The following is a 24,008-nucleotide window of genomic DNA, read 5'->3' on the forward strand; positions in this document are numbered from 1 at the left end:
CTCCGCCAGTTGCTCTTGCGAAGGCGTTCTCCCGATCCGGCTCCGGCCGGGTTTTCTCGTTATTTTCGAGGGTTATGCGGGTGGGGCTGAGCACTGGCCTCGATGCCGGGAGGCCCGGAAGCGGTCTCTCAGGGCCGATATTCTCTGGACCTCTCGACTGCGCGCATTCGGTGTAGAGCCTGTAACCCATTGAAAGTATAGGGACAGTTCCTCGCGCCACCTGAACACTTTGATGCCAGTGGCGTTTGTGGAAAGGAACAGAAATCCAACCCGTTCTTTCTCAATCCAGCCTCGCAAATCCCTTCCGCCATTGAGAATTTCCTGCGACGACGGCATCCTGTCGGTGACGGAGGCTATGAATGGCGGAACCAGACCTCGACACCGACAAGCTCGACGACGCGGCGCTGGCGATCCTCAGCCTGACGCTGCATGACGGCAATCGAGTCTGGAAAGGGATTGACTGGTCGATCACCGACCGGCTGCACGCCAAGGGGCTTATCCACGATCCCATCGGCAAGGCGAAATCGCTGGCCCTAACGGAAGTCGGACCGGCCCGAGCGGAGGCGGCTCTCGCCGAATTGTTCGTGAAGCAGTCGGACGATTCAAAGAGGTCGGAACGATGAAACCGGCCGACGAGGAGCGCATCGCTGCCCAGCTGGCGAAACTGATGGCGATGATCTGTGTGCGCAACACGGGGATCGAGGAATTGCACGCCGGGACCGTTCCGGTCACCCACAAGGGCGACTATTCGGACGTGTTCATCACCGATGCCGACGGCCGCCAGATTCCATGGTCTGACGCGTCCCATCTCGACGACGACGAGATGCGAAACCTGATGCGACAGATCGTCGACCGGCTCTACACCTTTCACCTCAAGGCTGACGACGCGGGGTTTCGAGACCACCTCGACCGTTGGCTTGCCGTTGCCGGACGATGGGACGAACCGAAGCTGGATGAGGCCTTTCTTGCGACTATCGCCGGCGGGGAAGCCAAACCGCCGAGATAGCAATTCGGGTCAGGTCAGGCATCGACGGTTGGTCGCCGGATCCCATTATGCAACAGGTTCGACAACGGCTGAGTGCTTCGTGACAATGTCCTGGATTTCCGCGGGCTTGAACGCGACATCCCATGCCCAGTGGCCGAAGCCGCCCGCCGCGTTGACCGCCTTCACCCACTCGTTCAACGCGTCCCGTTTGGCCTTGTTCTGAGGGCTATCGGTGCCCTTGATCTCAAGCGCCAGAATGGTGCCGCTGGCAAGGCGCACGAGGAAATCAGGAACATAGCGGCGTCGTGAACCGGCCCACATGTAATAGATCTGGAAGCCGAGATGATCGTTCTTGGCATAGGCGATGACGTCTTCGCGCTTCTCGAAAATGTTGGCGGCATGTCCCTCCCAGGACGAATCCCCGACGAGATGGCTGATATGCGACTTGGTGGTCGGAAAGCAGGGCTTGGTGGTGTACCAGGTCCGCATCTGGCCGGTGGCGCCGATGGGATTTTCCTCGTCGAAGACCGGCGTCAGGCGTTCCGTGTTCTGCTCGGTGACGTTGCTCAACACATGCTGAACGACAAGGTCGATGTTGAGCGCGATCAGAATCCGCCGCCGAAGCGGGTCGGAGTGGAACAGCGACGGGATGTCGAGGCGGTCGGAGTTTAGGAACGCCTCGACGATCCTGACCAGCTGCGCCGCGAGATACTCGTGGCTACCCGAGAAACCGTGGCTGAGTTCGGCGAAGGCCTTTCGTGCTGCCTGAAAGACAAGACGTTGCAGACGGAAGCCGTCTGGCAGCTTCTCGAGGTCGATGGCTGTCACCTTGCCCATATCGGTCGCGCCCCCGAGCGCCGGAGCCATTTCCGCGCTGATCGGCGTGCTGGCAGGGTCGAGCACGAGCGGCGCTACCTTGCCCCAGTCCATGGTCAGCTGCGGTCTCACGACCGTTTCAACCCGCAGCACGTTCGGCCATCGAAGTTCCAGATGAGCCCGCTCGGGTAGGACTTCGATCTGGGTGGTCGGCTTGGGAGGCGGCGGAGCCTCCCCGCCTTCGCCTGTTTCCGAGATGGAAAGCGGCACGCCGAAGACATTGACGTATTCGGGCAGGAACAGACCATTCTCGTCCGTGTCATAGGACACCCGACGCAATCCGCGCCCAACAACCTGTTCGCAGAGCAGCTGGGATGTGAAGGCCCGGAGACCCATGATGTGCGTAACGTTCTTGGCGTCCCATCCCTCCGACAGCATCGCAACCGATATGACGTTCTGTAGATCCTGTCCGGCCGCTCCTCGCTTCCCGACGTTGTCCACGATCTCCCGCAGCAGTTCTTCTTTCTTCAGCGAGCGGAATTGCTGGCGGCGGGTCTCGGGGATGGTCGCAGCGTCGATGATTGCCTTCAGCCGTGCCTCGTAATCCTTGTCGGAGGTCGCGGTCTCGCCGATCTCAGCTTTCTCCAGCACCTTGGAATCGACCCGGAGCGTTCGGGTCGGTGCGTGCAATTCGGGCCAATGCGCATCGCCCTTGTTGAAATAGGTCTCGATGCGGGCTGCGGTTTCAGTGCGATTGCAGACCGTCAGCATGACCGGCGGCGAATGATGCCCGGCCTCCTGCCATTGCGCCCGGGTTTCCCGCCAGTCGGCGCCGAGCAGCGTATAGGCGTCTTGGACCAGCTTCGGCAGCGCCTCATGCGGTTCGGCCTTGCGGTTCAGGTCTTCGGAAACAGTCGGGTCGCGGTAGATGTGGTAGAGCTTCGAACGCAGCGTCTTGGCGTCCGGAACCGCATCGTCGCGGACAACGACGCGCGGTGTCTTCACTAGCCCCGCCTCGATCGCGTCGTTCAGGCCGAAATCCGAGATGATCCAGTCGAACAGCGCCGTATCGGTGCTCTTCTTGCCGGTCGGCGCGAAGGGTGTTGCCGACAGGTCGAAACAGCGCTGGATGCGCCTGGTCTTGTGGATGCGGTCCAGACCCTCGATCCAGCGCGTCGCTTCATCCAAGTCGATGCCATGCTCTTCGGCATGCTTCTTGCTGATCTTCACCTCGGGCGGCTTGCGGTAGGCGTGGTGCGCCTCGTCGTTGATGACGATGATGTCCTTGTGCGCCGCCAGCTTGCCCAGCACCCGCCGCGTGAAGGCCTCGTCGGACTCGCGCCCCTTCTTCACCACCGAGCGGTCCGCTTCCTTCAGCGGCATCAGCGTGTGCCAGTTCTCGATCAACACCTCCGCCTGGTTCAGCTTCTGGCGCAGGGCCTCGGACGGGCAAAGGTTGAACTCGTCGTAGTAGCTGCCCTCGCTGGGCAGCAGCACCTGCAGCCGCTCCTTTACCGTCAGGCCGGGCGCCACGATGAACACGGCGCGGCTGAAGTCCTTGTTCCGCTTCGGATAGGTCAGCGCGTTGAGCACCTGCCAGGTGATGATCATCGCCATCACCGTGGTCTTGCCTGCGCCCGTCGCCATCTTGTTGCAGAGCCGCTCCCAGACGCCGCCATCGCCGGGGATCGCGATGCCCTGCTTGTAGGCTTCGGCGCCCTCGACCCACCAGATCAGCGTCTCGATGGCCTCAAGCTGGCAGAAATAGAACGGATGCTGCCGCGCCTCGCGGTCGTGCCAGTGCTCCAAGAGCTTGCGGGTGACGATGGTCACGCCGGGCCAACCGTCGTCGCGCCACTGATCCACGCGGGTGCGGATCGTGTTCACCAGGTCCAGCCCCTCGGTGCGCTTGGTGTTGTTGCGCGCGTCAAAGACCTCGTAGCTCGCCGGCCGCCGCTCAGACTTGATCTCCAGCTTGCCGCCCTTGGTCTCGACCCAGTGTTGCGCCGGGCAGACGAACGGCGAATTGATGATGAGGGACATGGGCTTATCCCTCCAGCGACATGATCTTGAGCGACTCGATCCCGCGGTCGTCCACGATCTTGACCGCGATGCGCCGATTCTCACCCGCCTCGAAGGGCAGCGAGACGGTGCCGTGGAACTGCTCCAGCAGGTCCTCGTCCAGCTCTGCCCGCACGGTCTTGCGCAGGCGGTTCCAGCCGCCCTTGGCATCCGCCATCGGGAAGAACACCTGATGCGGCATCAGGGATCGGTTGTCATAATCCACGTCCAGCGACCACATTGCGATTTGCTTTGTGCCGCCCGAGACCAGATCGCCCTTGCGCGGATCGAAATAGTCGAAGCCGTTGACCTGAACCTCCCACAGCCCGTCCTTGCGCTTGCGCAGATCCACATCGGGCTGGCCCATCAGCCAGAACGACTGGTTGGAACTGCGGCCCTTCTTCAGATCCTCGGTCAGAAGGTCGGTGTTCATCTGCGCCTTCAGCAGCGTGACGCCGGGCCAGTTCACCTCGTCGATGTCCTTCGCGGCCTCCGGGTCGAAGGTGAAGGCGCAGAACAGGATGAATTTCGGCGACGGGCGCAGGGTCTCGGCCTCGGTCAGCGCCAGTTCCACCTGCCGCTGCTCCAGCGCCGCGTGCTCGGGGCCGAAGCTGACGACGACTCGTTCGCCTGTTTCGGCCAGCGAGCCGCTGGCGTGGATGTGCTTCAGCCCCGGCAGGGTCTCGAACTCGGCGAAGCGGAGCATGGCGCCGCCTTTGCCGCGCACACCGGTCTTGAGCAGTTCGTCGCGCCAGAGCGCTTGGCGCGAGGTTTCGCCGGAGCGGGCAACGGTCTCGTCGGCTTCTTGCGGCGGGATGCTGTCGTCCAGCGACAGAACGGTCGGCGCCGGCACTGCCTCGACCGAGAACGGCCCGCAGATGCGCAGCTTGGATCTGTCGATGCGCGGCTTTTCGTAGAGGGTTTCCTGTTCGGCATGGTCGGCGATGGACTGGTCCATTCGGCGCTGCATCGCCTGCCGGGCGGCGTGGAAGGCATCGAAGGACGTGCGGGCGGCGTCGGGCCAGTCCTCGGGCCAGTCGAAGGGCACCTCCCATTCGTGCAGGGTGTCGCCCTTGGCGAAGTCCACCGGCTTGCCCTTGCGCGCTCCTTGCGTGGGCTTGAGCGGCTTCGGCGGCGCGGCGGAAAGTGCTGCGTTCAGGTCGGCGAGTGCCGCCGCGATCTTCGGGTGATCCTCGTCATAGATCGTGTCGATGTCGGGGTTGTTGGCGATGCTTTTCAGCGTGATGTGCGGGACGGTTTCATAGTCGAAGCCACCACCCAGCCCCTCATGCGGATAGCGCAGCGCGTAGTAGTCGAAACTGGCGGTCATTAGCCGTTGCTTGGCCAGCGTGATCGCCACGCGGGACGTGTCGCAGGTGATCCAGCGCCGCCCCCATTTCTCGGCGACGAAGGCCGTGGTGCCGGAGCCGCAGGTGGGGTCGAGCACCAGATCGCCGGGATCGGTCGTCATCAGGAGGCAGCGTTCGATGACAAGCGGAAGCGTTTGGACGACGTAGGTCCGAGGATCGTTAAAGCCGCTGATCTGAGTATCAAGCCAGATGTTGGTAATCGGCGTCACCGGATAGTCCGCGTGGTAGTTGACCATCCGCATCGTCTTTCCCTGCGCCATCAAGCGCCCGGACTTCTTCAATCGCGAAAGCCCAAGCGTTGTGGTCTTCCAATGTGAGTTTGCCGAGGGATTGAAAACCGCGCCGCACCATTCAAGCGGCTGATCGCCAGGCGACGGGCCTTCGGAGAACATCGGGTATGGCTGGAACACTCGTTGGCTGTCGGAGAGGTGCTCAAACTCGCCCTTGCCGAGCTTGCGGCGATAGCCGCTTGCCTCCTCGACCCACGAGTAATTGGTAGCGCCCTCGCTTCCCGGAACTTTCACTTGGTAGAGCGGTCGGTATTTCGCGTGCGCTGCATCACGCCAATACCAAATTAGATAGTCGTTCACAGTGGCAAGCGCAGCAGAACTCTGCCCACCGGTCTTCTTGAAGGGAATCAGGGCGCAGAAATTTCCAACGCCAAAAACTTCATCGAGAACATCTCGGACGAGATGCACATTTTCATCCGAAATCTGCACGAACACCGACCCGCTCTCGGTCAGCAGTTCCCGCGCCAGCATCAGCCGGTCGCGCAGATAGGTGAGATATGAGTGGATGCCGAGTTCCCAGGTGTCCCGGAACGCCTTGATCATCTCGGGCTCCTGGGTGAGGTCGTCGTCCGAGCGGTCCTTCACGTCGCGCTTGTTCGTGAATGGCTGGAAGTTCGACCCGTATTTGATGCCATAGGGCGGGTCGATGTAGATCATCTGCACCTTGCCGCCCATGCTCTCCTTGGTCAGGAGCGAGTTCATCACCAGCAGGCTGTCGCCCGCCACCAGCCGGTTCGACCAGCCCTTTTCGTGGTGGTAGAAATCCAGCGCCTGGCGCAGCGGCAGGTTCTCGAACGGCGCCGCGAACAGGTCCGGCTGCCGCCACTGCGTCGCCGAATCCTTGCCCTTCAGCCGCCTGGCCGCATTGGCGAGGACCGTCGCCGGGTCCACCCGTTCGTGGACATGCAGCGAGACGGTATCGACCTCGACGCTGGTCCGCTCCGCCTTGCCCGTCCAGTTGAGGTAGGGCGCCTGAAGCCGCTTCAGTTCCTGCAGCGCGTCGCGCATCTGTTCGAGATCACCGCTGGCCAGCGCGTCGTCGATCAGCCGTTCGATCCCCGCCCGCGCGGAATCGAAGTTCAGCACCGGGTCCAGATGCGGGTCATAGGCCCAGACCGTCTTCTCGCCATCCGGATCGGTGCCGGCATGGACCATGCCGACCTCGGGGTTGTTCACCCGCGTCTCGCCATGGCGGTAGGACAGCACCTGCACCGGCCCGTCCGGCCTGCGCGCGGCCTTCTTCCCGGCTTTGGTACGGGGCTTTCGCGGCGCGGCCTCTTCGGTGTGGGTCAGTTCGAACCCATCGTCCTCGTCGCCCTCATCCTCGTCCAGGTCGTCATCCTCATCGCCCAGATCGTCGGTAACGCGGAAGATCGACCCGCCACGCCCCTTGCCACGCCCCAGCACGCCCTCGTCGATCAGCGCATCGCGCGCGGCGATGTAGTCGTCTTCGGCAAGGTCCGGCATGTGCTCGCGCAGCAGCGCCAGCATGGCCCCGTTACCGATGGTGGAACCGTCTTCGGGTGAAAGGGTCAGGATCAGGTCGGAAATGTCGGACATGCGGCGCAGAAACTCACGAAAAGGTCTTGTTTTAAATTACCTATCGCGCCGGTTGCCATTTTGCACGCGGGAATCAGTTAACGTCGGACCAGAGCCTGTGCTGCTCTTTCCAGTCGGCCGGGAACGGGTCCATCAAATTGGCGAGCGTAATATGCGCGGGCTGGCGGCCGTCCATCACGGCATCGATGATTTCGGGGGAAAGAAGCGACAATCGCATAAGCCGCGCCATGTAGGTGAAGGCGATCCCTTCCTTCTCGGCCAACTCGGAAATCGACGCGAACTCGCCCGACTCCAGCATCCGCTTCCAGCGGAACGCGCGTGCCAGTGCCTTGACCAGCGTGTTATCCGGCTTGCGTGCTTGCGCGGCGCCTTCCGGCAACACCATCTCCTTCCGCCCGCCGCGCTTCACGACCCGAAACGGAACATGGATGGTCATGGTGTCGGGGACCGACGTATTCCGAGTCATGCGGCTGCTCCTGCATCTGCGGTGATTTCACGCGCCAGCGCCGCCAGTCCGTCCGTGCGCAGGCGGACATTGAGGCCGCTGATGCCGATATCGACCCGTTCGACCAATAGGGCCACAATACGCGCCTGTTCCGCCGGGAACAGTTCATCCCACAGCGGATCGAGCTTCTGCAGGGCCGTGCGCGAGTCGGCCTCGGTGACTCCGTCGTCCTGCGCACGCGCTGCCTTCCATGTTCCCGCCACGATCTCGGGCTGCCGGAATACGGCGCGGAGCTGGTCGATGACGGCCGCCTCGACCTCGCCAGCGGGGACGCGGCCGACAGGGCAAGACCCGGCTCCATGCTTCAGAACCATCTGGCTGACATAGTAGCGGTACAACCGACCACCCTTGCGGGTGTGCGTCGGCGAAAAGGCCGCGCCATCGGGACCGAACAGCAGCCCCTTCAGCAGCGCGGGTGTGTCGGCGCGGGTCCGGGCAGCCCTCTTGCGGGGGCTCTCCTGCAGGATGGCGTGAACCTTGTCCCAAGTCTCACGGTCGATGATCGCATCGTGCTCGCCGGGATAGCTGTCGCCCTTGTGGACCGCCTCGCCGAGGTAGGCGCGGTTTGATAGCATCCGATAGAGGTACTTCTTGTCGATCCGGTTGCCACGCGGCGTTCCGAGACCTCGCGCGTCGACCTCGCGGGCCAGAACCGTGCAGGAGCCGATCTCGATGAAGCGGGCGAAGATCCAGCGCACATGCTCGGAGTTCTCCTCGTCGACCAGCAGCTTCCGGTTTTCCACCCTGTAGCCAAAGGGCGGCACCCCACCCATCCACATGCCCTTCTTCCGACTGGCTGCTACCTTGTCCCGGATGCGCTCGGCGGTGACCTCCCGCTCGAACTGGGCGAAGGACAGCAGGATGTTCAGCGTCAGCCGACCCATCGACGTGGTCGTGTTGAAGCTTTGCGTCACCGAGACGAAGGTCACGCCGTTCCGGTCGAACACCTCGACCAGCTTGGCGAAGTCGGCGAGCGAGCGGCTGAGGCGGTCGATCTTGTAGACCACCACCACGTCGACCAGCCCGTCCTCAATGTCCTCCAGCAGGCGTGTCAATCCCGGGCGTTCCAACGTGCCGCCCGAGATGCCGCCGTCGTCATACTGATCACGGACCAGCACCCAGCCCTCGGACCGCTGGCTGGCGATGTAGGCTTCGCATGCCTCGCGCTGGGCGTGGAGGCTGTTGAACTCCTGCTCCAGCCCTTCCTCGGAGGATTTCCGGGTGTAGACCGCGCAGCGCAGCTTGCGGACGGACTTGGTTTTTTCGGGCGGCTTAGTCATGTCCGCCCCCTGTGGTTCTTGAGCCCGAAGAAGACCCAGCCGTTCCAGCGCGTGCCGGTGATGGCCCGCGCGATGGCGGACAACGACTTGTAGGGCCGCCCCTGCCACTCGAAGCCGTCTGCGGTGACAGTGACGATCTGTTCGACGCCCTGCCACTCGCGCAGCAGGCGCGTGCCCGTGATGGGGCGGTCGCGGTCGGCGCGGATGCCGCGCTTCTTCTTGTCGCCGCCGTCCAGTTCTTCGCCCAGCCGTTCCAGCCGCCGGACGGTCTCGGGCGTGAGCCCGCCATAGGCGAGTTCCTGGATCCGGTAGGCCAGGCGGGATTCGAGGTAGCGCCGGTTGAACGGCGGCGGTTCGCTGTCGAACAGGTCGCGCCACTGCTGCTTCAAGTCGGGCGTGCTGGCGGTCTTCAGCGCGGCCAGGCGCGCGGGGATCGGGTCGTGAGTCGTCATGCTGTCTCCGTTGGGTGCGGGGTTGCATGACGGCATCGGTCGGTCGGATAGTGTAGGCGAATTTCTCCAGTTTCGTCAGAAGGTTCTCCCCGCTCTCGCTGCATCAAACGCACCATCCCGAGGGCAAGCAGACCGCACAACTCGGCACGGCGTTCTGTGGGCGTCATCTGTTCGGGTGGCAGGGGATTGGGGCGTTTCATGCGAGCAAGTCCGTGGTGGCTTGCCCTGCCTCTACTCAGGTAAACCGGACAACGTCCCGCTGGGATAGGTAGCCGCTACGCGAAAGGCGGGACTCGACTCATGGTTGATCGGCCGGGTAGAACATAATCGGAACAGTGCTTCACCTTCGCCCGGTGAATCGGTCATGCATTTTCCGCCAGCGTTAAGCGGGTCGTGGAGGCGCAAACCGGTTTGCGACCGCAAGCGACAAGGTTTCAGGGCGAGAGGAGATTACATGGCCAAGAGGATCAAGAATTTCGTCGATCGCGCGTTCTCGCGCACCGTCGACCTCGAACTGCTTCATCGTTTGCTGAGCCCCTATCTGGGCCAGATAGATTTCGACTGGAATGGGCTCCCAGAGGACGAGGGAAAGCGGCGTGAGGCGATTTTCGCGCTCTTCGCCAGGGCTGACCTGCGATTCCCGGCAAAGCTGCAATTCGCACTCTACAATATCTCGACGCTGTCGACCGATGCCGGCGCACGAATCATCCAGGAAATCGCCTCGGAGGCTGGTATTGATGTCCTGTCGGCGTGTCGTATCGACGGGGCAGCTGACGATCTGCGCTTCACGCCGCGCTTCATGGCGCTGGTCACCTGGCTCGATCACCGTGCAATCTTCGACCGCGCCCTCAGCGCAGCGGCATTTCTTGCCCATTCGTCCAAGCTCGAACGCGACGCGGAACGGGAGGACGTCGAACTGCGCCACCACGATGCCGGGGTAAAAGACAGCTTCGCCGAATCGGCACGGCTGCACTTCGCAGGCCGCTACAACGGTCACTATTGCGATGTGCGGTGGTTCGAAGAGGACGATCTGTTACGCGTGCTGATCCTGCACGGCTCCAAGCCAGAGACCAAGAACGTCGATCAGGAGGGGGCAGAGGACACGCTGAAATTCCGCGAGATCGTGCAATCGACCATCGAGTATGACCGACGCAGGAGCGCGGTCTCTGTGGGCTCGAAGTCCGCCACCGACGCCAAGAAGCTGGTAAGGCTTTTCGGCGCCCATGTCCTTGGAGATGGCGACATTTTCGAGGCCTCGGCCAAAGAAGAACTCTACACTCTCGGTCCCCTGCAGCGACACGGCGAGAAGTTCAGGTTCACCTTCGATCCCGACGGCGACATCACGCATGTCGCCTTGCGGGAAGTGCGCATCGATGAGGCGCAACTGACCGCTACGGGGCGCTTGCGTCGCTCGCCGTGGTTTCTGGCGCTCGGCGATTCCGAGAATGCGCTCAGGCGCTTGAAGGATTTGGCCCCCGAGATCGAGGTTGCTGACGTGCGGATCGTGCATGCCAAGATCGACGTCACCATTGAAGTGGACGGCAGCGAGATCGTGGTCCCGGTTACGATCCGGCCGCCGCGCACAGTCAGCATGCGCGACCACTCGCACGAACGGCTCATCCTCGAGATGCTGGAAAACAATGACATTCGCAAACGCCGCAGAACTGATCAGGCTGCTGCTGCGGCAGAGTGATCGTCATCCGATCCGTGCCATCGGTGCGGCAGAGCTAGAGCCCTATGATCCGCGCTTCGTCCGATCGCTGCGCAATCTGGGAATCTTGGCGGACCGCGAGGATCAACGCGACGATGGCACTGCGGTCTTTCAGGTGGTCGGCGATGAATTGATCGTCGTCGATCCAGAGACCGGAGAGTGCGAACGTTACGACGACGCGCTGGATATCCAGTCCTTCGACATCGATATCGCCGCTCTCTGCCGCGCGATACGCGAGCAGTCGGGACTGAAGGGGCCGGGTCCGGTTGCAATCTCGGCCAGGATTTGGCGGCTCGGTCGCCACGAAAAGCATGGTCGAACTGCCGAAATCTGCCTTGTGCGGCGACTGCGGGAGGAGAACTCGCAAGAAATCGTGGACCATGTGCGCGGCGCCATCGACAGCGAAACGCCTGTTGCCCTGATCAGTCTCGGCGATTGCGACTTGCCGACGGCGGTCGCTCGCCAGCTCGACGGCCTCCGCCTGACGGTCACCCGTGCCCTCGATCTGCTGCGCGACGACCCGGATCGCCCCTTCGCGCTCGATCTCGGTCGGGTTCGGGTGCCCACGGGACAGCAGGCCCCGGACGCGCGCCTCCAGATCGACCGTATCGGCCGCCGGGTGATCTTCGAAGGCATCGAAATCGACATCGAGCCGCGAGACTTCGACGCCTTCGCCCTGCTCGCAGAGGAGGCCATGGCCGCCGGGGGCTGGGTTTCAAAGGAGGCACTGGCGGCAACGCTTCAGGCGAGCACAGGGCGGGAAAGCAATCCCGAACAGGTCGATCGCTGCATCAACCGGCTGCGCGATGCGTTCCGGAAGAACAAGCGGCTGGATGCGGTCCCGAGCAACGGGTTCATCGATCGCAAGTCCAAGGTCGGCGCACGTCTCGACCTTGCATCCTCCGGGATCGCGTTCATCGCCTAGACCCGTTTTCCGGCACCGGGAGATTTTCGGGAGGTTTCCGGGAGAAGCCCGAGAGATAAAGAATTTCAGCAGGTTGCATCTTCGACTGGTCAACGCAAACGACCAGGATCGAAACAGATGCTCCCTCCCATTTCCCCCGATGACCTTGCCACACTGATCGACGAGGCGGCCTTTGCCGCGCGTCGCCTGCATCGCAAGCTTATGCTGCCTGCCGCCGATCTCGACGATCTCCGCCAGGACCTGCTGGTCGACCTGATCTGCCGGCTGCCCGGCTTCGATGCGCGCCGTGGCAGCATCGGCGCCTTTGCCAATATCGTCCTGCGCAACCAGTCCTCGCGCATCGCCATCCGCCATCACCGTCAGCGCAAGATTCAGGGCGGCACGGTGCTTTCGCTCGACGCCCCCGCTTCCGGCGCGACCGAACCTCTGGGCTGCTTGCTGGCAGAAGCAGACGGTCTGGCCGCCTGGTATGGGCAGGACCGCTCTGCCACGGACGACGCCGACACAAGCCACGATCTCGCCCGGGTGCTGGGCGGCCTGCCGGACGAGGCCCGCGGGCTTTGCGTGGCACTTGGCACCTGCGCTGTCGCAGAGATCGTCGAGCGCAGCTGCACCTCCCGTTCCGCCCTCTACCGTCACATCGCCCGCCTGCGGCTCGACCTCGCCATGCGCGGGATCGGGACCGAGTGGGACGGTTCGAAAGCGGCGTGAGTAGAGGACCGACATGGAGATGATCGTCATGCCCCTCACCGAATTCACGCCCGCAAAGGTCCGGCCACTCACCGACATCGAGTTTTGCGCCTGGATCGGACAGGCCATGCCGGGCGACCGCCTCGAGTATCATCGCGGGTTTCTCGGGATCGATACCACGGCGGTGATTTCCACCTTGCCGGAACCGGAACGCCGCAGGCTCGGAGCGCTGGCCAGTGCCGCCCACCGCGCCTTCGAGGCCGCGCTGGTGCATCTGGTGCAGGTCCGGGTCGGCCCCGACCGCTTCGCGTACCTAGCCATCGCGCGGACCAAGCCGCGCCATGCGCCGATCCCGTTTTCCCAACTCATCGCGACAGAGGAGGCCGCCTGATGCGCGCCATGCTTGCCTGGATCGGGGATCGGCTCCCGCCGTCCCTTTACTTCCTTCTGGCCGGAAGCTCGGCCGCATCCAATAACGGAGACCACGACATGACCGAGACCAACGGCCCGCTTGCGCGCCTGCGCAAGGCCTTCCGCAGCCTTGAGGATCTGCCGGAGGTGATCCCCGCCGCTTGGAGTCCCGGCGATGCCACCGATCCGCTGCCCGTCGAGACCGCGAGTGTCGACGATATCGCCATCGCCATCGTCGCCGCGAATGGCGAACTGTCCGCGGCCATCCAGCGATCCTCGGCGCTGGAAAAGCTCCACCGTCTGGCTCGCGAAGCCGGGGCTGTCGGCACGGACCGCGCCGTGGATGCGGCCCTGAAGCGGGAGGGGCGCTGATGGTCACGCCGTTCCCCAGCACCGATGCGCCGACCGAGACCCGCCTCGACAACCTGCCAACGTTCGACGACCTCGACCGGCTGTCCCTCGCCGAGATCGCCGACATGCCGCCGGACTTGTTGTTGGCACTTCAGGAGGCGGCAGCGTCTGAGACCGCCCGGGTCAAGCGCCTGAAGGACCGTTTCGAAGCGGCACTGGCGCAGCGCTACGGGGCGGCGACCGAGGCCGAGCGGTCTGCGCAGGGCAAGACCTCCGGCACGGTTCGGATCGAGGATGCGGGCGTGGTGGTGATCGCCGACCTGCCGAAGAAGGTCACGTGGGATCAGGACCGGCTGGCCGCAATGGCAACCCGGATCCGCGAGGCCGGCGACGATCCGACCCAGTATCTCGAGATCGCCTATCGCGTGCCCGAACGCCGCTTCGGCGCCTGGCCCGACGCCATGCGCGAAGGCTTCGCAGCCGCCCGGTCCGAGACCACCGGCAAACCCGTGTTCCGGCTCGAGACCCGAGACCGGTGACGCGCGGCGGCGGGACGCCCGAGCGGCAACGCCGGGCAGGTTCCCCTTCGGCACCCGGTCACCCCCGCCGCCGCGCCCCTTGCAATCCTTCGGAGAATCCCATGGCCTTCCGCATCATCACCGCCGACGAACGCCTCTCGGCCGCCGAGAACAAGACCTCGCTCGCCATCTTCGGCCCACCGGGCGTGGGCAAGACCACACTCCTGAAGTCCCTGCCTGCCGAGGAAACCGTCTGCCTCGACCTCGAGGCCGGGATGAAATCGGTGCAGGACTGGCGCGGCGCGTCGATCCCGGTGCGCAGCTTCACCGATTTCCGCGACCTTGCGGTGCTGATCGGCGGGCCGGACCCCGCGCAGCATCCGCAGTCCTGGTACGGGACCGAACGGCATGCGTGGCTGCAGGCCCAGTACCGCGACAGCGGCATCGAGGCCTTCCTTGCCGCGCGCCGCATCGTCTTCGTCGACTCGATCACCGATCTGACGCGGCAGGCGATGGCCTATGCCCGCCAGCAGCCCGAAGCCTTCTCGGACCGGACCGGCAAGCCCGATGTCCGCGGCGCCTATGGGCTTCTGGGGCGTGAGGTGATCCAGGCGCTGAAGCACCTCCAGCATGCGCGCGGCAAGACCGTGATCTTCGTCGGTGTGCTGGAAAAGGTGACCGACGATTTCGGCGCCGTCACCTGGCAGCCGCAGATGGAAGGCAGCAAGGCCGGGCGGGAATTGCCCGGCATCGTGGACCAAGTGGTTTCGATGCAGCTTTTCGCCCGCGATGCCGAAGGCGGCTGGGTGCTGGACGAGACCGCCACCGACCGCCGCCTTGTCTGCAAGTCCGGCAATCCCTGGGGCCTTCCTGCCAAGGACCGCTCCGGCCGTCTCGACCTGACCGAACCGCCAGACCTCGGCGCGCTGCTCGCCCGGATCGACGGTCGCGCCTCCCATCAACCCGCTTTTGCCTCCTGATCCCTGAAAGGAACTGACATGAGCTACGATCTGAACGACGCCCAGCCTCAGATGGCCCCCATCGGTGAGCTGATCCCCGACGGTACCTTTGCCAAGGTCCGCCTGACGATCCGCCCCGGCGGGGTGAACGGCGCAACCCCGATGGATGCGGGGCTGCTGAAGGCCTCGCAGTCCAGCGATGCGCGCATGCTCGACTGCGAATTCACGGTGGTCGAAGGCCCGCATGCCCGCCGCAAGTTCTGGCAGAGCTTCACCGTGGCAGGCGGAAAGCTCGACGAGAAAGGCCAGTCCATCGGCTGGAAGATCTCGAAATCCACGTTTCGTGCCATGGTCGACAGCGCTCTCGGGCTTGATCCGCGCGACGAAACCCCGGCGACCAAGGCCAAGCGGGTACTGCCCGGCCTCAAGCATCTCGACGGCATCGTCTTCGCAGCCCGCATCATGGTGGAGCCCGCGTCCAACCCGCAATACCGCGACCAGAACCGCATCGCCAACGTCGTTCTGCCCGACGAGCCGCACCATGCCACCGTCATGCGCGGTGAAACCGTCCCGCCGGAACCCGTCAACGCCCCGCCGCGCAAGGCCGCGAGCGGCGCGGCGCCGGGCTGGCAAGCGCCGACACCGGCATGGGGCGCGGCACAGCAGCCCGCTGCAACGACCCCTCCGGCCTGGGGCGCGCAGACCGTACCCACAGCGGCTGCCGCGACGCAGGCACCGGCGTCCGCCGCGCCGGGCGCCCCCGCGATGCCCGCCTGGCTCAATGGCTGAGGCGCGGCGGAAGCGGCGGTCGGGTGGCTCTGCGCGATCCACCACCGCCGAGCCCGATGGGGCTGGGCCGGGCGACCGGCCCATGACCCCGGACGAATGGCAAGCGCATGTGACGCGCGCCGCCGCGCTGGAGATCGGAACATGGCTCGAGGCCCGAGGAAGACTGCACCAACCCATCGCAAGCCTCACCCTCGGCGACCTCGAGGCCATGGCCAGCAACGCGATCTCACGCTGGATCGTGATGCAGACCGAGAAGCTTCAGCGGGCGGGTTGGCCGCCCGAGGACCCGATCGCGAATTTCCTACTGGGGTAGCGCTTTGCGCCGTCTGCGCGCGGGAGGCTCGTGGCTTCGGCTACGTCCACCGCCTCCAGCACGACCGCTATCCCTATCACCGCTTCTGCTCGCTCCGCTGTCAGGACGTGGGCAGCGCAATCGCCCAAAGGATGAATGGCATGATCGACAAGACCGCCCGCGAGGCACAGGCGATCCGCGACGCGCGGACGCTCTTTGCCGAAGCGTTGACCGACCTCGGGCTCATGGAGCCCTTCTTCCATCGCACCGCCGCCGATATCGACCGGCTGATCGAGGCGGCTGTCACCGGCTATGTCGACAGCATGCTGGCGCAGGGCGCACGCAAGGAGCGGACCGGCACGGCCCATGACGATCCGATTCCGTTCTGAGGGGGCCGTCATGATCGATCTGAACGACGAGACCGCTCCCTGGACCGACCTTCTCGCCGCAGCGACAGCGAACGCCATCACCGACTTCGAGGTCGAGTTCTGCGAGAGCCTGCGCCAGAAGCTGGAGACATTCGGCGCGCGCGCCCGGCTGACCGAGGCCCAGCATCACAAGCTAACCTGCATCGCGCAGGCTGGCGGGTTCTGGGAGCGCGACCAATGATTGACCTGAACCATGGCTCTGGTTGCCTCTATGGCCAGGATGCGCCGCGTCCGCCGATCGCCACTGCCGTTACGTCCGCCATCGATGCGGCCCTGACGGCGCGCAATCGCGCCGAGCGCCCCCGCACCTATGTCAGTTCCTCGGGGCTGGGGCGCGACTGCCTGCGCCAGATCCAGTATGACTACCTCGCCGTTCCCAAGGACGAAGGCCAGGAATTCGAACCGCGCATCCTGCGGATCTTCGAGGCGGGGCATCGGGCCGAGGACATCGTCGCGGGCTGGTTCCGGATCGCCGGGTTCGACCTGCGCACCGAACGCCCCGATGGCCGCCAGTTCGGCTTCGCGGCCATGGCGGGCCGGTTCAAGGGGCATATCGACGGCTGCTTCGTCTCCGGCCCCGTCGCGATGGATTATCCCGCGCTCTGGGAGAACAAGGCGCTCGGCGCGTCGAGCTGGAAGGATGTGGTCAAGCGCGGCGTCAGCATCGCACGCCCCGTCTATGCCGCCCAGATCGCGCTCTATCAGGCCTATATGGACCTGCCCAACCCCGCGATCTTCACCGCGCTGAACCGCGACACGATGGAATTGCACACGGAATTGGTGCCGTTCGATGCCCGCCTGGCGCAGGAGATGTCAGATCGCGCGGTCACGGTCGTGCAGGCGTCCGAGGCGGGCGAATGGTTGCCCCGGGCGGCGACCGAACCCACGGCCGTCGTCTGCCGGGGTGGCATGGCGGCTGGCAAGTGGCACGCGCCCTGCGCATGGGCGGCTAGGTGCTGGGGTGAGCGGCGTCCCGGAAACGCTCCAGTGGAGCGTTTCAGCCGCGAACGGGCGGAGCCCAGGCGATGATCCCCGACGCCTATGATCTCAAGCGGATTGTCCGCGCCCATCGCGCGCGCTTCTGGCTGCCGGACCTGCTCGAAGGGTTCGAATTTGCACCGGTCTGGCGTTTCGCCGATCAGGCGCAGTTCGATTCCGACGACGTCGATGCGCTGGCCCGCCGCCTGGCGGCAGGTCCGCAACGGTTGCCGCACCCCGAGACGATTTTTGAGTTGGCCGACCGCAGTCGGACCATCCGCAGCCAGATCGTCTACGCCCGACAGTGCGACGACGGCATTGAGGCGGTCTGGCTCGCCATGTGGCGCAGCCCCAGACGTTGGACCGATATCCATGCCCATGTCCGGATCGCCGATGGCGGCATCGCGGAATTCGCCACCAATCCGGCGCTCCGCGATGCAGGACTGGCGGAACAAAGCGGTCAGGCGGCGGCCGCCATCGTCTGGCGCGGGCTCGCGATCCTCGCATCGGCAGCGAGCATCAGCGAACGCCAGATCGCCCCGATCAAGCGCAAACCCTTCGCGCGGGATGGCGTGCGCGGCTGGACCTGGCATGAGGTCGCCATCGATCCGGCCCGGCTTCGCACCGCATCCGAGCGGCTCGGTGGTAGTCATGCCAGCCCGCGCTGGCATCTGCGCCGGGGGCATTGGCGCCAGTTGCCGGACGGCCGGCGCATCTTCGTGCGCCAATGCGAAGTGGGCGATCCCGCGCGCGGCGGGGTGGTCAAGGATTATTCGGTGGAGGCACGACAGGTATGACGGAATTTACCCCATCGGCGGCGCAGGCCGCCGCCATCGCCGAGGTCCGCGACTGGTTCGAGAACCGCACCGACACGCAACAGGTATTCCGGCTCTTTGGCTATGCCGGATCGGGCAAGAGCACGGTGCTGAAGTTCGCGCTCGATGAGCTTGGCCTGTCGCCCCATCGCGGCGCGAAGGACGGCACCTGCGTGCCGGGTGTGGTCACCGCCACCTTCACCGGCAAGGCGGCGCTCGTGCTGACCCGCAAGGGCACGCCTGCGCGCACCATTCACAGCCTGATCTATTCCGTGATCGAGGCCACGGAAGCGGAAATCGAGGCCGCAGCGCAGAAGGTCCGCGAGACCGAGACCGCCGCACGGCGCCTCACCGGCTTTGATCGCACCACGGCCGAGGCCGCGATCGAGGCCATGCGGCAGGCGCTCTCGGCGATGAAGCACCCGCGTTTCGCCCTGAACCCGCAGAGCGATGCGGCGGATGCAAGGCTGATCGTCCTCGACGAGGTGTCGATGGTGGGCGAGGAGATGGCGCGCGATCTGATGAGTTTTGGCAAACCGATCCTCGTTCTGGGCGATCCGGGTCAGTTGCCGCCCATCAAGGGCGAAGGCGCCTTCACCCGCGATGCGCCTGACGTGATGCTGACCGAGATCCACCGTCAGGCGACTGAGAGCGCGATCATCCGTCTCGCCACCATGGCGCGGATGGGCGAGCCCATCGGTTTTGGCACCTACGACACCCATGTCGCCAAGATGCGCAAGGGCGACATTTCGCCGGAACAGGCGCTGCGTGGCGGGCAGCTGATCTGCGGGCTTAATGCGACACGGTTACAGATCAACAATGCGATGCGTGCGGCGGCTGGCCTTGGCGGGACGTATCTGCCCACTGGCGCGGCGGAAAAGATCATCTGCCTCAAGAACGACAATTCGCTCGGGCTTATCAACGGCATGTTCCTGACCCTGGAGGATATCGTCGACGAGGGCAGCCTCTATTTCTCTGCCGTGGTGCATGACGAGGACGGGCGCCGGGTATCCCCCTTCGACAGCGACGGACGCCCCGGGCGGCTGCGCATCTACAAGGGGCATTTCGAGGATCACGTCGCCTACGACGCCAAGCGCCATGACCGCGATTGGCGGGAAAAACGCAAGCTGACCGAGGCGACTTTCGGCTGGGCGATCACCGCCCACAAGGCGCAAGGGTCGCAGTGGGAGAACGTGATCGTCTGGGACGACGGGCTGGGACGCAGCGAGATCGTCCGCCGTCGCTGGCTCTATACCGCCATCACCCGCGCTGAGCGCGGGCTCGTCCTTCTGGCCTGAGGAGGCGCGATGATCGATCTCAACGATGTCGGCACGCCGAAGGCACGCCACGATCTGGCGGCCGTAAAGGACCGGCTGGCGGCGACAGCTGGCGACTGGCTCCCCGGCATCTTTCCGGAGGCGCGGCTTGCGCGCGACCGTCGCAGCCTGCGCTGTGCCGACCTGTCCGGCCGCCCGCCGCGCAAGGAAGGGTCCTGCACGATCCATCTCGACGGGCCATATGCCGGCTGGGGGTTCGATTATGCCACCGGCGAAAGCGCCGGGCCCATAGATCTGATCGCGCAGGCAACCGGGCTCTGCGATGGCGCGCTCTTCGACGAAGCGGCGCGGATTGCTGGGATGGATCATTCCGCGCCCCGAAACGCGCCACGCGCGAAGCCCGATCATACCGGCGAGATTGCGCGACTGATCGACGGCGCAAAGCCGCTCGCTGGCACCCCCGGCGAAACCTACCTCCGCACCCGCGGCCTTGCAGATCCGGGATGCCCGGATCTGCTGTTCCACCCCGACCTACCGGATTTCGACACGCGACGCGGTTGGCCGGGGCTGATCGCATTGCCACGCCTGGCGGACGGGCAGCGCGCGCCGGGCATCCACCGCACCTTCCTGCTCGACGACGGCAGTGCCAAGGCGCCTGCGGGGAAGAAGATGCTGGGATCGGTAGCGGATGCGGCCGTGCGCCTGTTCGCCATGCCTGCAGACGGACATCTTGGCATCGCTGAAGGCATCGAGACGGCATTGGCAGCACATGCCCTGTTCGGCACCGCCGTCTGGGCGGCGCTCTCTGCCGATGGTCTCACGCGGTTTCAGTGGCCGGCGGGCACAACGCGGATCACGATCTACGCCGATGCTGGCGATGCCGGTCGTCAGGCGGCCGCCACGCTCTCGGACCGGCTGAACCGGGCCGACATTCCGAACCAGATCGTGGTCGCGCTCAATGGCGACGATTTCAACGACGATCTGATGCGCGGAGCGCGTGCGGCGGACTATCGCCCGGAGATTTCGGCCGACGAGCCGGTCGGACTTGAGGCCATGACGACAGTGGCAGCTCCGACGCCTGGCGATCCGGACGTTCTGATTGCCGCCGCCGAGGCGCTGACCAACCCGCCCGAACTCGCCGCGCTCTCCAGCCTTCTCGGCCGCCTTGCGCTTGCCCGGCTCGATCCGCTGCCCGAACGCCAGATCCTTGCCCGGATCAAGACTGCGACCGGCATCTCCATGTCCATCCTCGACAAGCAATTGACGGAACTGCGCCGCCGCGTGCATGCGACGGGCGATCCGCAGGGCCGGATCGCGCGGCCCGCCTGGTTCGGACGGCTGTGTCAGGATCTGTCCGGCACGCCCGAGCGCAACGAGGCCAATGTGATCATCGCCCTGTCCTCGGATCCGGTCTTTGCCGGTCTCCTGGCCTTCGACGAGTTCGCCCAATCCATCGTGGTGCGCCAGCCGCTGCCCTGGGATGACCCGGCCATCCGCTTTCCGCGCCCCTGGGACGATGCCGACGATGTGCGCACCGCCGAATGGCTGCAGTTGCGCGGGCTCAACGTCGCCCCGATGGTCGTCAGCCGGGGTGTCGGCGCGGTGGCCCGCGACATGCGCATCCATCCGGTTCGCGACTGGCTCGACACCCTGAAATGGGACGGCACGCCCCGGATCGAGACCTGGACCAGCACCTACCTCGGTGCAGCGCCGACATCCTTCCATCACACCATCGGCGCGCTCTGGCTGATCTCTGCCGTGGCCCGGATCTACCGGCCCGGGGTGAAGGCCGATCACATGCTGATCCTCGAAGGGCCGCAGGGCGCGCGCAAATCCACCGCGATCAAGGTGCTCGCGGGCGAGGACTGGTTCACCGACGAATTGCCCGAGCTTGGGTCCAAGGACGCGGCCATTCACATGCAGGGCGTCTGGATCGTGGAAATCGCCGAGCTCGACGCCATCGGCCGGGCCGAGGTCTCGCGCATCAAGGCCTTCCTGACCCGCACCACCGACCGCTTCCGCCCGCCCTATGGCCGCTATACCGTCGAGGTGCCGCGCCAGTGCGTGTTCGCAGGCACTGTGAACCCCGACACCTATCTGCGCGATGAAACCGGCAATCGCCGATTCTGGCCGCTACGCTGCGGCACCATCGACATCGCGGCGCTGGCCCGCGACCGTGGTCAGATCTGGGCCGAAGCCGTCCATCGCTTCCGCGAAGGCGCGATCTGGTGGCTTGACGATCCGGCGCTGCTTGCCGAAGCCGCCGTCGCGCAGGAGGCGCGCTATCAGGCCGATGCCTGGGACGCCCGTATCGACCGCTGGCTGACCCACGACACCCGCAGCGTCAATCGCGGTCACGCCGGCTGGGATGATTGGCAGGATGAAGAATTCGAACGTCCCGAGCCGATCCGCGATGTGTCGGTGGGCGAAATCCTCGAAGGCGCGCTCGGCATCGAGCCCGCGAAATGGACCAAGGGCGACCAGATGCGCGTGGGGGCCTGGCTGAAGTCGCGGGATTGGGAGCGATACCGCAGCGGCGCAGGCGCAACCCGCGAATGGCGCTACCGCAGATCGCAGAGCGGCTGACATCGCGATGGCAGTGTCAGGCACCGAAGGGGCATCCATCCGGGTGCCCCTTTTCGTTTGCCGCTGTCCCACTTCGCGGCGTGTCCCACTTCAAGCCCAAGGTGGGACGGAAAAAACCATTTGAAATCAATCCTGTCCCACCTGTCCCACTTGGACCGCCAACTTCTCTCTTTCCCATATGGAGCGCATGTGTCCCCCCCGACCTCATTCTTCCTCATGCGACGTAGGGAAAGAGGTGGGACAAGTGGGACAGGTGGGACACGCCTTGTTTTGAAAGGAAAATTTGGCGTCCCACTTTGTTCGACAAGTGGGACAACCCGAGACCAGGTGGGACAGAAGCATCGTCTGGCGCATTTTTCTTGAATGGGTGCGCGTGTCATGATTCTCTGACCATGACCAAAGCCGAAGGCCCACGATCCGTGAGCCTTCAACATGACGCCGACCATCCAGACTGCCGACCTGCACCTCGAACAGGGGTGCCTTTCTGCGACCTGCATTCTTGCCCTCGATCTCGGGACAACGACAGGCTGGGCCTTGCGCAGCCATGACGGCCTGATCACCTCGGGCACGACATCCTTGCGCCCCGGACGTTTCGACGGCGGCGGCATGCGCTACCTCCGCTTCACGAACTGGCTGACCGAGATCGACCGGCTATCAGGCCCCATCGCCGCGATCTGGTTCGAGGAAGTCCGCCGCCATGTCGGCACCGACGCTGCCCATGTCTATGGCGGGCTGATGGCCACCCTCACAGCATGGGCCGAACTCCGCGGCATCCCCTATGAGGGCTTGCCGGTCGGCACCATCAAGCGCCATGCCACCGGCAAGGGCAATGCCGACAAGGAGGCGATGATTGCGGCTGCGCAGGAGCGCGGGTTCAGCCCCGCCGATGACAACGAGGCGGATGCCATCGCCATCCTGCATTGGGCCATCGAAACGAACGGGGGTGTCGCGTGAGGTGGTATCCCCGAGGCTACGGTGGTACGCGCCGTGATCCAGATCGCGTCAAGCAGGACGGCTGGCACGACCATGGTCTGCTGGCCGTTTCCATCGACGACCCGCGTCTCACCTGGCCGGAGCAGGAACTGGTCCGCCAGCTGGGTGAAAAACTCTACGGCCCGCGTATCGAGCCAAGGGAGGTGGCCAATGGGTGATTGGACCCCGGCCATGGTCGAAGCGCGCCTTGAGAGTGCAGCCGATGTCTTCCGGTCGCTGCCCGAGGTCAAGCCGCAGGGCTACTTCAACGCCTGGCCCGAGTATTTCCACAGCTTCGCCGATCAGGTCGGTCAGGAACCCCGGATGCGACGGCCGAAGCCCGGCCCGCGAGACATCACCCAAGCCGACGACGCTCTGCTATGGTTGCGCTGGCTGGACCAGGCCGACGCGCGCCTTGTGTGGCTCCGGGCGAACCGCAAGCCTTGGAAGCCGATCTGCTGGGAATTGGGCATCAGCCGCGCCACCGCCAATCGCCGATGGCAGTATGGCATCGCCATCATCGTCTGGCGTCTGAACGGCAAGCGCGTGCCGACCAAGCGGTCGATGGACTTCGTGGTCGCGAAGGTGACGCCCTGAATCTGTCAAGAGCCGTCGCGTGGGCGAGACACTTTCATGCGAGACACCGGATGCCAAGACAGATCGCGTCCAGGACGCTACAGATTGAATATACTCGGGAGAGGAGCGCGCAGGCACTGGCCGCGCCGCTGGCTTCCGGGGTCCAGCGAGGGAACCAGTCGGGGTCCAAACTGCCAAGCCTTTGATATCTTGGTTCCTTCCTGGCGACATTCGTATGCTGGCGGGCGAAGCGCGGCATATCGCTAGCGACAGGGCCGATTTTTTGGGAAGCCACCCCAGCCGGAAGCCATCGCGCAACCTGAAATAACAACGCAATAACAGCGACTTGGCTGGTGGACTCCGGGGTGGATACCCTGGACTCCGGAATCCAGCTGGAAGCCGGTGGACTCC

Annotated in this window: 25 protein-coding genes; 20 read left to right on the forward strand and 5 right to left on the reverse strand. The window is 64.8% G+C overall.

What is annotated here, in order from left to right; genetic code table 11:
• Positions 1-359: 359 nt before the first annotated feature.
• Positions 360-623, forward strand: a complete 264-nt coding sequence (locus V7082_RS15845; protein ID WP_334150179.1) for a DUF6429 family protein — start codon at positions 360-362, stop codon at positions 621-623.
• Complete coding sequence (locus V7082_RS15850; protein ID WP_334150180.1) at positions 620-1,006, forward strand: hypothetical protein; 387 nt, start codon at positions 620-622, stop codon at positions 1,004-1,006. Before V7082_RS15845 ends, V7082_RS15850 begins: the two co-directional genes overlap by 4 nt.
• 45 nt (positions 1,007-1,051) lie before the next feature.
• On the opposite strand, the gene V7082_RS15855 is transcribed toward V7082_RS15850, so the two are convergent.
• The 5 genes from V7082_RS15855 to V7082_RS15875 form a co-directional block, all read right to left on the reverse strand.
• Positions 1,052-3,844, reverse strand: coding sequence for a BPTD_3080 family restriction endonuclease (locus V7082_RS15855; RefSeq protein WP_334150182.1), 2,793 nt, complete (start codon positions 3,842-3,844; stop codon positions 1,052-1,054).
• 4 nt (positions 3,845-3,848) lie between these two features.
• Positions 3,849-7,082 carry a site-specific DNA-methyltransferase gene (locus V7082_RS15860; RefSeq protein WP_334150184.1) on the reverse strand — a complete coding sequence of 1,078 codons (3,234 nt, stop codon included), beginning with the start codon at positions 7,080-7,082 and terminating at the stop codon, positions 3,849-3,851.
• Between the two features lie 73 nt (positions 7,083-7,155).
• Positions 7,156-7,518, reverse strand: coding sequence for a hypothetical protein (locus tag V7082_RS15865; RefSeq protein ID WP_334150186.1), 363 nt, complete (start codon positions 7,516-7,518; stop codon positions 7,156-7,158).
• Between the two features lie 26 nt (positions 7,519-7,544).
• Positions 7,545-8,867: a recombinase family protein gene (locus tag V7082_RS15870; RefSeq protein ID WP_334150188.1), complete on the reverse strand. Its 1,323-nt coding sequence runs from the start codon at positions 8,865-8,867 to the stop codon at positions 7,545-7,547.
• A complete protein-coding gene (locus V7082_RS15875; RefSeq protein WP_334150190.1) occupies positions 8,864-9,319 on the reverse strand; it encodes a DUF2924 domain-containing protein in 456 nt (151 codons plus the stop codon). The genes V7082_RS15870 and V7082_RS15875 overlap by 4 nt, the downstream gene beginning before the upstream one ends.
• A gap of 454 nt (positions 9,320-9,773) precedes the next feature.
• On the opposite strand from V7082_RS15875, the gene V7082_RS15880 reads away from it, so the two are divergent.
• The 18 genes from V7082_RS15880 to V7082_RS15965 all read left to right on the forward strand — a co-directional run bounded on the left by V7082_RS15880 (position 9,774) and on the right by V7082_RS15965 (position 23,618).
• Positions 9,774-11,012: a hypothetical protein gene (locus V7082_RS15880; RefSeq protein ID WP_263568450.1), complete on the forward strand. Its 1,239-nt coding sequence runs from the start codon at positions 9,774-9,776 to the stop codon at positions 11,010-11,012.
• A gap of 85 nt (positions 11,013-11,097) precedes the next feature.
• On the forward strand, positions 11,098-11,955 hold the full coding sequence (locus V7082_RS15885; protein ID WP_334150191.1) for a hypothetical protein: 858 nt from the start codon (positions 11,098-11,100) through the stop codon (positions 11,953-11,955).
• Between the two features lie 117 nt (positions 11,956-12,072).
• A complete protein-coding gene (locus tag V7082_RS15890) occupies positions 12,073-12,666 on the forward strand; it encodes a hypothetical protein (RefSeq protein WP_334150192.1) in 594 nt (197 codons plus the stop codon).
• 13 nt (positions 12,667-12,679) lie between these two features.
• Positions 12,680-13,036: a hypothetical protein gene (locus V7082_RS15895; RefSeq protein ID WP_062563522.1), complete on the forward strand. Its 357-nt coding sequence runs from the start codon at positions 12,680-12,682 to the stop codon at positions 13,034-13,036.
• A gap of 98 nt (positions 13,037-13,134) precedes the next feature.
• Positions 13,135-13,428 carry a hypothetical protein gene (locus V7082_RS15900; RefSeq protein WP_334150195.1) on the forward strand — a complete coding sequence of 98 codons (294 nt, stop codon included), beginning with the start codon at positions 13,135-13,137 and terminating at the stop codon, positions 13,426-13,428.
• Complete coding sequence (locus tag V7082_RS15905) at positions 13,428-13,946, forward strand: hypothetical protein (RefSeq protein WP_334150197.1); 519 nt, start codon at positions 13,428-13,430, stop codon at positions 13,944-13,946. The genes V7082_RS15900 and V7082_RS15905 overlap by 1 nt, the downstream gene beginning before the upstream one ends.
• A gap of 101 nt (positions 13,947-14,047) precedes the next feature.
• A complete protein-coding gene (locus V7082_RS15910) occupies positions 14,048-14,905 on the forward strand; it encodes an ATP-binding protein (protein WP_334150198.1) in 858 nt (285 codons plus the stop codon).
• Positions 14,906-14,923: 18 nt separating this feature from the next.
• Complete coding sequence (locus tag V7082_RS15915; protein ID WP_331793563.1) at positions 14,924-15,673, forward strand: hypothetical protein; 750 nt, start codon at positions 14,924-14,926, stop codon at positions 15,671-15,673.
• 82 nt (positions 15,674-15,755) lie between these two features.
• On the forward strand, positions 15,756-15,986 hold the full coding sequence (locus tag V7082_RS15920; RefSeq protein WP_068767866.1) for a hypothetical protein: 231 nt from the start codon (positions 15,756-15,758) through the stop codon (positions 15,984-15,986).
• A 140-nt stretch (positions 15,987-16,126) separates the two neighbouring features.
• Positions 16,127-16,354 carry a DUF6511 domain-containing protein gene (locus tag V7082_RS15925; protein ID WP_155045842.1) on the forward strand — a complete coding sequence of 76 codons (228 nt, stop codon included), beginning with the start codon at positions 16,127-16,129 and terminating at the stop codon, positions 16,352-16,354.
• A 10-nt stretch (positions 16,355-16,364) separates the two neighbouring features.
• Positions 16,365-16,574 carry a hypothetical protein gene (locus V7082_RS15930; protein ID WP_334150206.1) on the forward strand — a complete coding sequence of 70 codons (210 nt, stop codon included), beginning with the start codon at positions 16,365-16,367 and terminating at the stop codon, positions 16,572-16,574.
• Complete coding sequence (locus tag V7082_RS15935) at positions 16,571-17,422, forward strand: hypothetical protein (protein WP_334150209.1); 852 nt, start codon at positions 16,571-16,573, stop codon at positions 17,420-17,422. Before V7082_RS15930 ends, V7082_RS15935 begins: the two co-directional genes overlap by 4 nt.
• Positions 17,419-18,168 (forward strand): hypothetical protein, encoded by a 750-nt coding sequence (locus V7082_RS15940; RefSeq protein ID WP_334150211.1) that lies wholly within the window; start codon positions 17,419-17,421, stop codon positions 18,166-18,168. Before V7082_RS15935 ends, V7082_RS15940 begins: the two co-directional genes overlap by 4 nt.
• Positions 18,057-19,484, forward strand: coding sequence for an ATP-dependent DNA helicase (locus V7082_RS15945; RefSeq protein ID WP_334150213.1), 1,428 nt, complete (start codon positions 18,057-18,059; stop codon positions 19,482-19,484). The genes V7082_RS15940 and V7082_RS15945 overlap by 112 nt, the downstream gene beginning before the upstream one ends.
• Before the next feature lie 9 nt (positions 19,485-19,493).
• Entirely contained in the window at positions 19,494-22,049 is a 2,556-nt protein-coding gene (locus V7082_RS15950) for a VapE domain-containing protein (RefSeq protein WP_334150214.1), read from the forward strand.
• 432 nt (positions 22,050-22,481) lie between these two features.
• A complete protein-coding gene (locus V7082_RS15955; RefSeq protein WP_334150216.1) occupies positions 22,482-23,003 on the forward strand; it encodes a crossover junction endodeoxyribonuclease RuvC in 522 nt (173 codons plus the stop codon).
• On the forward strand, positions 23,000-23,200 hold the full coding sequence (locus V7082_RS15960) for a hypothetical protein (RefSeq protein ID WP_097031991.1): 201 nt from the start codon (positions 23,000-23,002) through the stop codon (positions 23,198-23,200). The genes V7082_RS15955 and V7082_RS15960 overlap by 4 nt, the downstream gene beginning before the upstream one ends.
• Before the next feature lie 13 nt (positions 23,201-23,213).
• Positions 23,214-23,618 carry a DUF6362 family protein gene (locus V7082_RS15965; RefSeq protein ID WP_334150220.1) on the forward strand — a complete coding sequence of 135 codons (405 nt, stop codon included), beginning with the start codon at positions 23,214-23,216 and terminating at the stop codon, positions 23,616-23,618.
• The last annotated feature ends 390 nt before the right edge of the window (positions 23,619-24,008 follow it).

The organism is Hyphomicrobium sp., from assembly GCF_036833075.1.
Classification (GTDB): domain Bacteria; phylum Pseudomonadota; class Alphaproteobacteria; order Rhizobiales; family Hyphomicrobiaceae; genus Hyphomicrobium_C.